Below are 11,976 nucleotides of genomic sequence, written 5' to 3' on the forward strand. Positions count from 1 at the left end.
TCTCTCCTCGGGGTGATCTTCAGATGAAGGCGGAAGGCCGGGTCGCCTTCACGGCGGCGATCCGGGCCTGGGGCAGCATCGGGAAGGTCACGACCGAGACCTCCCAGAGATCGATGCGTTCGAGCCGGCGCAGGCCGGTTCGCGGTTCGGTGCGGGCCTTCTCGCGGCGAAAGCCGATCGACAGTCCATCGATCGCGCCGTCGCGCATCAGCGCATGGATCTCGCGAGCCCGCGCAACGGCCAGCGACAGCCGGCCGCGCACGAACAGGCCGCGGCTGTCCTCGATCAGGCTTGACCAGCGGCCAATCGGCTCGGCCGGATCATGCTGCCAGAGCATCTTCACGCCGGACGGCCCGCGCCTTTGTAGGCTCTCCCGGAAGGCGCCGGGTTCGACGATGTCCTTGCCGAGATCGGGGATGCGGAAGAGGCTGGCATAACCTTCGAAGATGCCGTCCAGCCCGATCCGGGCTGGCTGAAGCGGCAGCAGTTTGGATTCGAGCGAGGCGCGGGCCGGACTGCGCGGCATCATCGCTCCCCCTCCGCACCGTCCCGGCCACCCTTCGTCCGTTCGCCCTCGAGTTTGGCGAGCTGGCGGACGAAGCGGCTGAAGGTCTCGACGGGCGCGCCGCTGCGTGACGCCCTGCCCGAGCGGGCTGGCGCGGGAGCCTTGGGCGGCGGCTTGGCCGCGCCGTTTCTGCCTTTCATGACGGGTCCCCCTCATGGCGTGCGTTGAAGCGGTTGAGCTCGCGGACGAAATCGTCGAAGCGGCGGTTGGCGGCGGTCAGCTCGCGCAGGACGAGCCAGGCCAGCCCCGAAGCGCTCGCCGCCCAGAGCAGCAGGCCGAGATGGCCGACATCGGCGCGACCGACGAAGGCCGCGACGATCTGTTCGAGCATGTTCATGAAGCCTCCTTCCCGGAGGCGCGCCGGCCGTAGCCGACCGCCTCGCGCTTCTCGTCCTCGTCGAGGAAGGTCGCAGCACCGAGCCGGCGCCAAAGCGATTCCCGCTCGTCGGCCAGCGCCTCGATCGCATCGAGATCGGGCTCCAGAACGAGTTCGTCGCCGAAGGCCGGGCCGAGCCATTGCGCCAGCGATTGCGCCGTGCGGCGCACCAGCGGAATGACCGTCTGGCGCCAGAGCGCGCGGTTGGCCTCGGCGAAATTGGCGTGGGTGTTGTCGCCGGGCAGGCCGAGCAGCAAAGGCGGTACGCCGAAGGCAAGCGCGATCTCGCGAGCGGCGACGCCCTTGGCGGCGACGAAGTCCAGCTCCGCTGGCGTCAACGACAGCGGCTTCCAGTCCAGGCCACCTTCAAGCAGCAGCGGGCGGCCGGCATTGCGGGCACCCTGGAACGTGTCCTCCAGTTCCTGCTTCAGGCGCTCGAACTGCGCCTCGGTCAACGTCGCGCCTTCCGGCCCGTCATAGACAAGCGCGCCGGAAGGGCGTGCTGCGTTGTCGAGCAGGGCCTTGTGCCAGCTCCCGGCGGCATTGTGGATGTCGAGCGACACCGCCGCCGGCTCGATCGGCGACAGGCCGTAATGGTCGTCGACGGGATGGAACAATGTCAGGTGCAGGATCGGCGGCAGGCCGCCCTCGTCCTGCCGGAAGCGAACCGTGTCGCCACCGACCGTGTAGTCATAGGCCTCCGGCCAGCCGTCGCGGCCGGGTACGACGCGCATCCGGTCGGGCCGCAGCGCATAAAGTTCACGCGGCTCGCGGCCGGCGCTGACCGCCTCGACATAGGCATTGCCGGCAACGAGGAGGTGCCCGACCAGCATCTCGCGGAAGGCGATGCCGCCCTGGCGCGGATTGGGCCGCTCGATCAGGGCGAGTGCCGGATGCTCCGGCACTTCGCGAGAGCCGACCTTGGCGATCAGCGGCGTCTGCGCCGCCGCTTCCGCGATCAGGCGGATGCAGCGATGCACGACCGGGTTGCGCTCATAGCCCTCCCGCGAGAGCGCGACATAATCGCGAGGCGTCCAGACGGCGCGCCCCGCCTCGTGCAGCGCGATCAACGGCCCGACGCGCGAGCGCTTCTGGCCCGGCGCGGCTCGGCCGCGCAGGCTGCGAAGAAAATCGAACATGGATATCTCGCTGTTGGAGCGTGAAACGGCGTGCCGTCATGGTCGGGCTTGACCCGAGCATCTCGGAAACCAGTGCCTTCTCGTCCCGAGTTTCTCGGGGCGGCGCTTTGCACCGCCCGAGAATGACGGCCGAGCTACATTCCCCGCACCCGCGGCCGGGCCTTCGGTGCGAGCATCAGATGGGTCAGCGCCCAGACCAACGCGTCGAGCCGATCCGGCGAACGGCCGGTTTCGAGGCCGCGCGGCCCGAAGGCGCACATCTCGTCTTCGAGCGCGGGAAAAGCCCCGGCATGCCGCACCCGCGCTTGCGCATAGAGCGCGGCGACAGGCTCGGCGCGGAGGTATTTGCCGCGCGTCGCCCGCACGGAGATCACGGGCACGCCGGCATCGACCTCGCGGATGATGCTCTCGACCATCTCGCCGCCTTGATTGACCTCGACGACCAGCGCATCCGCCTCATGGCGCCGATAGAGCGCGACCGCCCTTTCCGCCCATTCCTGCGGCCGCGCGCCGGCCAAGGTCGCATCCTCCAGCACATGGCCGATGCCGTCATGATCGACGCCGGCAACGACCAGACCGCAGCGATCGGCCCGCTGCGAGGAGGTGGCGGGCGGGTCGACGGCGACCGCGATGCGGGCGAGCGCCGGCTTCTCGCGCTCGCGGGCCGCCTCGATCATTGCCCGCGTCCAGAGCGCGTCCGGGCTTTCCTCGACGATCTCGCCGTCGAGTTCCTGGCGGCCGAGCCGCGTGCCGCCATAGGTCTGCGTGACCGTCCGGACGAATTCGGCTGCGAGGTTGTAGCGGTTGTCCTGCGTCCGCGCCCGGCTAACCGCGACATGCGGCTCGACCAGCAGGCGCTTCACCAGGGGGAGCGGGCGCGGCGTCGTCGTCACGATCTGGCGTGGATTGTCGCCAAGGCGCAGGCCGAATTGCAGCATGTCCCAGCACTCCTGAAGGTTAGGCCATTTCGCCAGTTCGTCGGACCAAGCCGCCCCGAATTGCGGGCCGCGCAGCGCTTCCGGATCCTCGGCCGTGAAGACCTGCGCGATCGCGCCGTTCGTCCATTGCAGGCGGCGCAACGAGGGCTGCCAGGTCGGCCGCTCCCAACGCGTATGGATCGAAAGCAATCCGGAGACGCCCTCGATCATGACGTCGCGAACCTGCGCCTGCGTTTCGCCGACAAGGGCGATCCGCTCCACCCGCATCTCCGCATAGGGCGGATGGCCGAGCGCCATGCCCTTGACCCATTCGGCACCGGTGCGGGTCTTTCCGGCGCCGCGCCCGCCCAACACCAGCCAGATCGGCTTCAGCGGCTCGGGCGGCAATTGGTCGGGACGTGCCCAGATCTCCCAGGTATTTCGAATGATCTCGACGTCATCCGGCGCCGCCGTCGGTATCAGCTTCTTGAGAATTCTCACCCGCGTCCTGAGCGGCAAGGGCTTCAAGACGTCGAGCAAGATCCTGACGGAGCTGTGCGACATGTCGCAGATCGTCGACAGCGGAAGGCTCATCCGTATGCTTGTCCTTCCTTGATACCGGCGGCTCCTCAATCGCGACCAGCTCGCGCACGGTGCGGGCGAGGACCGCCAACGCCTTGGCGTCGGCTTCGCTGGCGGTCGTCCCCTTCGGCAGGTCGGCGAGGTGCTCCTCATGCGTGTCGATCTGGCGCTTGGCGGCGCGCCAGAGCTGGCCGACCACCGCCTTGCGCGAGATCGCTTTCCGTTTCGACTTCGGCCCGGCGGCCGGCTGTGGGGTTGTCTCGTCCTCTTCGGCCATCGCGTCCTTCCCGATGACAGGCACGAAAAAGCCGCCGGCTGGAGAGCGCGGCGGCTTCGTTCGGGCAGATTTCGTGAGCGTTCCCGATCTCTACCGGATCAGCGTCACGATGTCAAGGATAAAATTCCTACAACCCTAAGAGGCATCAACCAGCGAGGTCAAACCTGCTCCTTCTCGATCCACTTGTAGGTCGCAGCCGGCACATAGTTCTTCATCCGGTCGAGCAGCGTCGCGGGCTCGGTATCGGTCATGGCCATCGCCCGATGGTTCTGCTTGAGGAACCCCGCCTCGACGGTGCGATCGAGGAAGGTCGCGAGCGGGTCGTAGAAGCCGGCGACGTTCAGAAGGCCGAGCGGCTTCGCATGGATGCCGAGCTGGCCCCAGGTCCAGATCTCGAACAGCTCCTCGAAGGTGCCGATGCCTCCGGGCATCGCGATGAAGCCATCCGAGAGCTCGGCCATGCGCGCCTTGCGGGCGTGCATGGTGTCGACGACCTCGAGCCGGGTCAGCCCGACATGGCCGACCTCCTTGTTCTTCAGCGCCTGGGGGATGACGCCATGGACCTCGCCGCCCGCCTCCATCGCCGCATTGGCGACGATGCCCATCAGGCCGACAGCGCCGCCGCCATAGACCAGCGTCAGGCCGCGCCGGGCGACCTCGGCGCCCATGGCGCGTGCGCCCGCTGCATAGACGGGGTCATTGCCGGGATTGGAACCGCAGAAGACGCAGACGGATTTCATGAACCGAGGGCCTGCAGGATCCGGGCCCAGGAACGCTGGCCCTTATGGAAGGACGACAGGTCGTACTTTTCGTTAGGCGAATGGACTCGGTCATCGTCGAGACCGAAACCGACGAAAAGCGTGTCGATGCCGAGCGTGCGCTTGAAATCGCCACCGACGGGGATCGAGCCGCCACTGCCGATCGAGACGACACGGCCGCCCCATTCGTCGGCGAGCGCGACGCGCGCCTTCTGGAGCACCGGCGAATCCACCGGCACCGCCAGCGCCGGCGAGCCGGAATGGCTGATGAACTCGGCGGTCACATCCTCGGGCAGGCGCTCGCGGATGAACTGGTGGAAGGCGGCGGCGATCTTCGCCGGGTCCTGGTCACCCACGAGGCGGAACGAGACCTTAGCCGAGGCCTTGCCCGGGATGACCGTCTTGCTGCCCTCGCCGGTATAGCCGCCCCAGATGCCGTTGACGTCGCAGGTCGGGCGCGACTGGATCTGCTCGATGAGCATCCGGCCCTTCTCGCCGACGGAATGCTTCAAGCCGATCTGGCCGAGGAATTCCTTTTCCGTCAGGTTGAGATCGGCCCATTCCGCCTTCTGGGCATTGGTCGGCTCGTGCACGCCCTCGTAGAAGCCGGGGATGGTGATGCGGCCGGTCTCATCATGGATCTCGCCGAGGATGCGCGCGAGGATATGGATCGGGTTCGCAGCCGCGCCGCCGAACAGGCCGGAATGCAGGTCGCGATCTGCCGCCGTGAGGGTGACTTCCTGATAGACCATGCCGCGCAGGGTCGAGGTGATCAGCGGAGTCTCGCGGTCCCACATGCCGGTGTCGCAGACCAGCGCATAATCCGCTTTCAGCTCGGCGGCATTGGCCTTGATGTAGCCGGGCAGGTTGACCGAGCCCGACTCTTCCTCGCCCTCGACGAGGATCGTCAGGCCGATCGGCAGGTCGCCGGTCTCGGCCAGCGTCGCGCGCACAGCCTCGATGAAGGTCATCACCTGGCCCTTATCGTCGCAGGCGCCGCGGGCCGAGATGATCTTGCGGCCGGGTTCCAGTTCGCGGACCACCGGCTTGAACGGATCGGTATCCCAGAGGCTGACGGGGTCGACCGGCTGGACGTCGTAATGACCGTAGAACAGCGCATGCGGCGCGCCGGGCTTCGGCCGGTGGGCGAGAACGACCGGATGGCCGCCAGTTTCACGCAGTTCGGCCTTGAACCCGAGCGTTTCAAGATCGGCCCGGAGCCATTCGGCGGCAGCGCGCGTCTGGACATTGAAGGCCGGGTCGGTGCCGATCGAGGGTATTTCGAGCCAGCTGGAGAGGCGGTCAAGCGAGGCGTCGAGCCCGTCGTCCAAGCGGGCGAGAATGGCGGGGAGCTTATTCATGGCAGCCATCGGTTGCGATTCAGGTGATGCCATCATGGCAAGCCCCGCCCGACGCGTCAGCCCATATTCGTACATGCCGGGCAGGCCCGCGCCGAGCCGCCCGGCTTCAATTGCCAATCATTTGCAATTACGTTGACAGCGCCACGATGAGGCGATACCTCTTATTGCAATCAAGTGGCAGCAAGGCAGCGCCATGTCGCAGGGCACTCCCGAATCCTCGTCGATTTGGCTTCGATCGCGAGGCGAGCCGTCCCTGACGGACGTATTCCGCACCATCAAGGTGACGCCGACCTCATCGAGCTGGCGCAAGTTCCTCGCCTTCTTCGGGCCGGGCTATCTCGTCGCCGTCGGCTACATGGACCCCGGCAACTGGGCAACCTCGCTCGCCGGCGGCGCCCAGTACGGCTACGCTCTGCTCGTCGTCGCGCTGGTCTCGAATCTGATGGCGATCATCCTGCAGTCGCTCTGCGCGCGGCTTGCCATCGCCTCCGGCCGCGATCTCGCTCAGGCCTGCCGCGACGCCTATCCGCCCTATATGGCCTGGCCGCTGTGGCTGCTCGCGGAGCTTGCGATCTGCGCGACCGACCTCGCCGAGGTGATCGGCACCGCGATCGGCCTCAATCTGCTCTTCGGCATCCCGCTGGAGATTGGCGTGCTGATCACCGCCTTCGACGTCTTTATCATCCTCTGGCTGCAGACGCGCGGCTTCCGCTGGATCGAGGCCTTCATCATCACGCTGCTCGGCGTCATCGCACTGTGTTTCGGCATCCAGATCGCGCTCGCCGATCCGAACTGGGGCGAGGTCATCCGCGGCTTCGCTCCGACGACGGAGATCGTGACCAACCCTAACATGCTCTACATCGCGCTCGGCATCATCGGCGCGACCGTGATGCCGCATAATCTCTACCTGCATTCCGGCATCGTGCAGACCCGCGCCTTTGGCGAAACGCTGCCGGAGAAGCGCGAGGCGCTGAAATTCGCGACGATCGACTCCACCGTCGCGCTGTGCTTCGCGCTCCTCATCAACGCCTCGATCCTGATCCTGGCCGCCGCCACCTTTCACAAAGCCGGGCACACCGACGTCGCCGAACTCGGCAAGGCGCAGGAACTGCTGCAGCCATTGCTCGGCGCCTCGATCGCGCCCTCGCTCTTCGCCATCGCCCTGCTCTGCTGTGGCCTGAACTCCACCGTGACCGCGACCATGGCCGGCCAGATCGTGATGGAAGGCTTCCTGCGCATCCGCCTGCCGGCCTGGATGCGGCGGCTGGTGACCCGCCTCGTCGCGATCGTCCCGGCGATCGCGGTCACCTTGATCTATGGCGAGAGCCAGACGGCGAAGCTGCTGATCTTGAGCCAGGTCGTGCTCAGCCTGCAACTGCCCTTCGCGGTGGTGCCGCTGGTGATGTTCACGGCCTCGAAGCAGAAGATGGGTGCGCTCGTCGCTCCGCGCTGGCTCAGCCTGACCGCGGGCATCATCGCCGCGATCATCATCGTGCTGAACCTCAAGCTGATCTACGATTTCGCGACGGGGGCTTGAGCCCTCCCAGAGTTCTCGATGCGTTCAGGAAAAGTGCGAACAGCCGGGGAAACCCTCTCCTGCAAGGCGAGGGGCAGGGGTGACGTGTAGGTCCTTGGGCCCGCGAGGCGCGAAGCTAACGGCAGCAGCGGTCAGGTCGTAGCCATGGTGTCCAACGGCCTACCCCTCACCCTGCCCTCTCCCTCCGGGAGAGGGTTCCCAGCGCTGACGCCGCCTATGCGTTACCGCTTCCCGGACATCGACCCCAGAATGCCACGCAGGATGGCGGTGCCGACCTGCCGGCCGATCGAGGTCGCGGCCGAGCGAGCCGCCGAGGTGATAATCTTCTCGGTCATGCTCTGCGGCAGCGGGCCGCCGCGCGAGCCTGGCCCGGTCTTCGGGCGCTGCTGGGGAGCGCCACCGCCGAGCCAGCCGCCGATCGTGTCGAGGATACCGCCGCCTCCGCCGCCATTCGTCGACGCCTCGATCGGCGTCCCGTCCGGATTGAGGTTCTTGCGCTTCAGCAGCACTTCATAGGCCGACTCGCGGTCGATCATGGTGTCGTACTTGCCCTTCTCGGGCGAGGCGTCGATCGCCTGCTGGCGCTGCTGCGGCGTACAGGGGCCGACCTGCGCCATCGGCGGCGCGATCAGCGCGCGCTCGACCATTTCCGGCGAGCCCTTGCCTTCCAGCATCGAGATCAGCGCCTCGCCGACGGCGAGCTGGCTGATCACCTCCTCGGTCTTGATCTTCGGATTCTGGCGGAAGGTCTCGGCGGCGGCACGCACCGCCTTCTGGTCCCGCGGCGTGAACGCCCGCAGCGCATGCTGGACGCGGTTGCCGAGCTGCGCCAGCACTGTATCGGGGATATCGAGCGGGTTTTGCGTGACGAAATAGACGCCGACGCCCTTCGAGCGGATCAGGCGGACGACCTGCTCGACCGCCGTCAGCAGTGCCTTGGGCGCGCCGTTGAAGAGCAGATGCGCCTCGTCGAAAAAGAAGACGAGTTTGGGCTTGTCGAGATCGCCGACCTCCGGCAGTTGCTCGAACAGCTCCGAGAGCAGCCAGAGCAGGAAGGTCGCGTAAAGCCGCGGATTGTTCATCAGCTTGTCGGCGGCGAGGATGTTGACGATGCCGCGGCCGTCGCGATCCGTCTTCATCAGGTCGTTGATGTCGAGCGCCGGCTCGCCGAAGAAGAGGTCACCCTTCTGGTTCTCCAGGACGAGCAACGCGCGCTGGATCGTGCCGACCGTCGCCGAGGTGACGTTGCCGTATTTGGTGGTCAGCTCCTGCGCGTTCTCGGCGATGAAGGTCAGGATCGCGCGCAGGTCCTTGAGGTCGAGCAGCAGCAGCTTCTGCTCGTCGGCGATGCGGAAGGCGATGTTGAGCACGCCTTCCTGCGTGTCGTTGAGGTCGAGCAGGCGGGCCAGCAGCAGCGGTCCCATCTCGGAAATGGTGGCGCGGACCGGATGGCCCTGCTCGCCGAACACGTCCCAGAAGACGGTGGTGAACTGATCCGGCTCGTACTTGATGCCGAGTTCCTTGGCCCGGTTGACGAAGGGCGGCTTGGAATCGCCGGGCGCGACGATGCCGGAAAGATCGCCCTTGATATCGGCTGCAAAGACCGGGACGCCGTTGCGGGCGAAGCCTTCGGCCATCACCTGCAGCGTCACCGTCTTGCCGGTGCCGGTCGCGCCCGTCACCAGTCCATGGCGATTGGCGAGCTTCAGCAGCAGGTTTTCAGGCTTGCCGCTCTTGCCGATCAGAATCGCGCCATCATCCGCCATTGAAATTCGCCCATCAGGTTTCGTGCCGGTCCGGCAAGGGTGTAACCAAACGACGCAGAAGGCGGAAGCCCGGGGCCGTTGGAAATCAGATCGTAAACATGTAAACTATTTTTCGAAGGCTTCGTGGCGAAGCCGTTTGGCGAGGGGTTTGGGTTCCATGGAAGAATTGCTCACGCGCGTGGCGGCTGCTGCCGGCATCAATGAAGAGCTCGCCCGCAAGGGTGTCGGCATCATCCTCGCCTTCCTGCAGAAGGAAGGTCCGGCCACCGAGATCGGCCAGCTGATGGCGGCGCTGCCGGGCGCGCAGGCGCTGGCCGATGCCGAAGGCGGCGCCAAGGGCGGCATGCTCGGCGCGATCGGCGGGCTGATGGGCGGAGGCGGCGGCGTGATGGCGCTCGGCGGCCAGCTCATGAGCGCCGGTCTCTCGATGGGCCAGATCCAGAGCGTCTCGAAGGAAATGTTCGCTGTGGGTCGCGAGAAGGCCGGTGAGGACGCGATGGGCGCCATCGTCGGCGCGATCCCGGGTCTCGGCCAGTTCGTCTGATCTCGGCCGCATTCTTCAACGCCGCGGCGCTGTCTCACGATAGCGCTGCGGCGTTTTTGTATTCACGCACCCGCCTTGCGACGAAGTAGGGATGGCGGTGCGCGCGCACCCATGGCAATCAGCGCTCCACGGCTGCACATTATGCGGAAGAGGAGTATCGGCGCGCATGAACTCGGCTGCCCCATCCGACCTTCCCTATCTCGACGCCTTCGCGGCGCCGTCGCATGACGCGTGGCGCGCGGCGGTCGACAAGGTCCTGAAAGGCGCCGATTTCGAGAAGAAGCTCGTCGGCCGCACCGCTGACGGCATCCGCATCGAGCCGCTCTATCCTGCCGCCGCCGCGCCTGCTCGTGCCCTGCGCGCCGAGACCGGGCGCTGGCATGTCGCCGCCCGGCTCGATCATCCGCAACCCGACGCAGCGCGGACGCTGGCTCTCGCCGATCTGGAGGGCGGCGCCGACACGCTCACGATCAGCTTCGCCGGGGCACTGGCGGCGCGCGGCTACGGCCTCGTCGCCGACGATGTCGCGACGCTCGATGCCGCGCTCCAGGGCGTGATGCTGGACCTGATCCGCCTGCGCCTCGATCCCGCCCCGCAAGGCCGCATCAACGCCTTGCTGCTCGCCGCCCTGATCGAGAAGCGCGGCCATGCGGCCAGCGAGGTCTCCGTCTCTTTCGGCCTCGATCCGATCGGCGTCTTCGCCGGCCGCGGCTCGCTCGCGGCCGCATGGCCCGAGCTTGGTCGCCGGCTCGCGGCCACCATCCGCACTCTGAAGGAACGCGGCTTCGCCGGGCCGTTCATAGAGATCGACAGCCGCCCCTACCACGAAGCCGGCGCCAGCGAGGCGCAGGAGCTCGGCGCGGTGCTCGCCACGGCAGTCGCCTATCTGCGCACGCTGGAAGCGCAGGGGATGAGCCTGTCAGAGGCGCGTGATGCGCTGGCCTTCACGCTGGTCGCCGATACCGACGAGTTCCTGACGGTGGCGAAATTCCGGGCCGCCCGCCTGCTCTGGAACCGCATTCAGCAAGCCTGCGGCCTGGTGCCGAAACCGGCCCGTATCCATGCCGAGACCGCCTGGCGCTCGCTGACGAAGCGCGACCCGAACGTCAACCTGCTGCGCGGCACCGTCGCTGCGTTCGCGGCCGGGGTCGGCGGCGCCGATTCGATCGCGGTCCAGCCCTTCACCGCCGCGCTCGGCCTGCCGGATGCCTTCGCACGCCGCGTCGCCCGCAATACCCAGCTCATCCTGCTCGAAGAGAGCAATCTCTGGCGCGTCGCCGATCCTGCCGCGGGCGCGGGCGGCTTCGAGGCGCTGACGCAGACGCTCTGCGAGCAGGGCTGGCTGGCCTTCCAGGAGATCGAGCGGCAGCGCAGCGGCGATCTATCCGGTATCGTCGCCTCCCTGGTCGAGGGCCATCTCCAGAAGACGCTCGTCGAACAGCGCACCGCCCGCGCCAAGGCGGTGGCGACGCGGCGCGAACCGATCACCGGCACCAGCGAATTCCCGAATATCCGCGAGGAAACCGCCAAGGTACTCGCCATCTCGCCGGTCAAGCTCGACGGCAAGCGCGTTCAAGGCAGCCTTGCCGAGCGCAACCAGGGCGAGATCATCCGCTCCTTCGTCGATGGCGCCGGTCGGGCCGATGCGTTGGCTGCGCCTGCCGCGGGCCTGCGCGCGGAGCCCCTGCCTTCGCTCCGTCTGGCAGAGCCGTTCGAGGCGCTGCGCGACAAGGCCGATGCCCAGCCGAAGCGCCCGGTCGTCTTTCTGGCGACGCTCGGCCCGATCGCCGATTTCACAGCGCGGGCCGGCTTCGCCCGCAACCTGTTCGAATCCGGCGGTTTGGCGGCGCCAAGCGGCGACGGCTTTGCCAGGGATGGTGCGACCGATCTCGATACGCTTGTGGGCGCCTTCCGCGCCTCGGGCGCGAAACTCGCCTGCCTTTGCGGCTCGGACGCGGCCTATGCCGCCGAGGGCGCGGCGGCAGCCGAGGCGCTCGCCGAGGCCGGCGCAACTGTCTGGCTCGCCGGGCGCCCGGCCGAGCCCGAAGCCTTGAATAAGGCCGGCGTCGCCACGTTCATCTATATGGGCTGCGACGTGGTCGCGACGCTAGCGCAAGCGCAGGCCATAGCAGGCGCCTGACCGGAGACAAGAGT

12 protein-coding genes are annotated in these 11,976 nt (G+C 67.3%); 3 read left to right on the top strand and 9 right to left on the bottom strand.

Annotated elements, in window-relative coordinates; all coding sequences use genetic code 11:
* Positions 1-19: 19 nt before the first annotated feature.
* From J0I42_RS01595 to J0I42_RS01630, 8 genes are all read right to left on the bottom strand, one after another.
* Complete coding sequence (locus J0I42_RS01595) at positions 20-529, bottom strand: HK97 family phage prohead protease (RefSeq protein ID WP_465247624.1); 510 nt, start codon at positions 527-529, stop codon at positions 20-22.
* Entirely contained in the window at positions 526-705 is a 180-nt protein-coding gene (locus J0I42_RS01600) for a hypothetical protein (protein WP_291652116.1), read from the bottom strand. Before J0I42_RS01600 ends, J0I42_RS01595 begins: the two co-directional genes overlap by 4 nt.
* The gene (locus J0I42_RS01605; RefSeq protein WP_199087591.1) at positions 702-902 is read right to left on the bottom strand and encodes a hypothetical protein; all 201 of its coding nucleotides are present in this window, start codon (positions 900-902) and stop codon (positions 702-704) included. The genes J0I42_RS01600 and J0I42_RS01605 overlap by 4 nt, the downstream gene beginning before the upstream one ends.
* On the bottom strand, positions 899-2,080 hold the full coding sequence (locus tag J0I42_RS01610) for a phage portal protein (RefSeq protein ID WP_291652119.1): 1,182 nt from the start codon (positions 2,078-2,080) through the stop codon (positions 899-901). Before J0I42_RS01610 ends, J0I42_RS01605 begins: the two co-directional genes overlap by 4 nt.
* Positions 2,081-2,214: 134 nt before the next feature.
* Positions 2,215-3,492: a DNA-packaging protein gene (locus J0I42_RS01615; protein ID WP_291652665.1), complete on the bottom strand. Its 1,278-nt coding sequence runs from the start codon at positions 3,490-3,492 to the stop codon at positions 2,215-2,217.
* Positions 3,455-3,856, bottom strand: a complete 402-nt coding sequence (locus J0I42_RS01620) for a hypothetical protein (RefSeq protein ID WP_291652121.1) — start codon at positions 3,854-3,856, stop codon at positions 3,455-3,457. Before J0I42_RS01620 ends, J0I42_RS01615 begins: the two co-directional genes overlap by 38 nt.
* Positions 3,857-4,014: 158 nt before the next feature.
* Positions 4,015-4,596 (bottom strand): LOG family protein, encoded by a 582-nt coding sequence (locus J0I42_RS01625; RefSeq protein WP_291652123.1) that lies wholly within the window; start codon positions 4,594-4,596, stop codon positions 4,015-4,017.
* The gene (locus tag J0I42_RS01630) at positions 4,593-5,975 is read right to left on the bottom strand and encodes a M20/M25/M40 family metallo-hydrolase (protein WP_291652125.1); all 1,383 of its coding nucleotides are present in this window, start codon (positions 5,973-5,975) and stop codon (positions 4,593-4,595) included. Before J0I42_RS01630 ends, J0I42_RS01625 begins: the two co-directional genes overlap by 4 nt.
* Positions 5,976-6,168: 193 nt before the next feature.
* Here J0I42_RS01630 and J0I42_RS01635 point away from each other — a divergent pair, with 193 nt between their 5' ends.
* Complete coding sequence (locus J0I42_RS01635) at positions 6,169-7,512, top strand: Nramp family divalent metal transporter (RefSeq protein ID WP_291652127.1); 1,344 nt, start codon at positions 6,169-6,171, stop codon at positions 7,510-7,512.
* 221 nt (positions 7,513-7,733) lie between these two features.
* Here J0I42_RS01635 and J0I42_RS01640 read toward each other — a convergent pair whose 3' ends face one another.
* Positions 7,734-9,278 carry a helicase HerA-like domain-containing protein gene (locus J0I42_RS01640; protein ID WP_291652129.1) on the bottom strand — a complete coding sequence of 515 codons (1,545 nt, stop codon included), beginning with the start codon at positions 9,276-9,278 and terminating at the stop codon, positions 7,734-7,736.
* Between the two features lie 157 nt (positions 9,279-9,435).
* On the opposite strand from J0I42_RS01640, the gene J0I42_RS01645 reads away from it, so the two are divergent.
* Both J0I42_RS01645 and J0I42_RS01650 read left to right on the top strand, forming a co-directional pair.
* Positions 9,436-9,822 (top strand): DUF2267 domain-containing protein, encoded by a 387-nt coding sequence (locus tag J0I42_RS01645; RefSeq protein WP_291652131.1) that lies wholly within the window; start codon positions 9,436-9,438, stop codon positions 9,820-9,822.
* Positions 9,823-9,988: 166 nt separating this feature from the next.
* Positions 9,989-11,962 (top strand): methylmalonyl-CoA mutase family protein, encoded by a 1,974-nt coding sequence (locus J0I42_RS01650; protein WP_291652133.1) that lies wholly within the window; start codon positions 9,989-9,991, stop codon positions 11,960-11,962.
* The last annotated feature ends 14 nt before the right edge of the window (positions 11,963-11,976 follow it).

The organism is Allobosea sp. (assembly GCF_017308015.1).
Lineage (GTDB): Bacteria > Pseudomonadota > Alphaproteobacteria > Rhizobiales > Beijerinckiaceae > Allobosea.

Excerpts from the sequence above, each read along its gene's own strand:
- J0I42_RS01595 (WP_465247624.1), bottom strand. The coding sequence starts at position 529 with ATGATGCCGCGCAGTCCGGCCCGCGCCTCGCTCGAATCCAAACTGCTG.
- J0I42_RS01600 (WP_291652116.1), bottom strand. The coding sequence starts at position 705 with ATGAAAGGCAGAAACGGCGCGGCCAAGCCGCCGCCCAAGGCTCCCGCG.
- J0I42_RS01605 (WP_199087591.1), bottom strand. The coding sequence starts at position 902 with ATGAACATGCTCGAACAGATCGTCGCGGCCTTCGTCGGTCGCGCCGAT.
- J0I42_RS01610 (WP_291652119.1), bottom strand. The coding sequence starts at position 2,080 with ATGTTCGATTTTCTTCGCAGCCTGCGCGGCCGAGCCGCGCCGGGCCAG.
- J0I42_RS01620 (WP_291652121.1), bottom strand. The coding sequence starts at position 3,856 with ATGGCCGAAGAGGACGAGACAACCCCACAGCCGGCCGCCGGGCCGAAG.
- J0I42_RS01625 (WP_291652123.1), bottom strand. The coding sequence starts at position 4,596 with ATGAAATCCGTCTGCGTCTTCTGCGGTTCCAATCCCGGCAATGACCCC.
- J0I42_RS01630 (WP_291652125.1), bottom strand. The coding sequence starts at position 5,975 with ATGAATAAGCTCCCCGCCATTCTCGCCCGCTTGGACGACGGGCTCGAC.
- J0I42_RS01635 (WP_291652127.1), top strand. The coding sequence starts at position 6,169 with ATGTCGCAGGGCACTCCCGAATCCTCGTCGATTTGGCTTCGATCGCGA.
- J0I42_RS01640 (WP_291652129.1), bottom strand. The coding sequence starts at position 9,278 with ATGGCGGATGATGGCGCGATTCTGATCGGCAAGAGCGGCAAGCCTGAA.
- J0I42_RS01645 (WP_291652131.1), top strand. The coding sequence starts at position 9,436 with ATGGAAGAATTGCTCACGCGCGTGGCGGCTGCTGCCGGCATCAATGAA.
- J0I42_RS01650 (WP_291652133.1), top strand. The coding sequence starts at position 9,989 with ATGAACTCGGCTGCCCCATCCGACCTTCCCTATCTCGACGCCTTCGCG.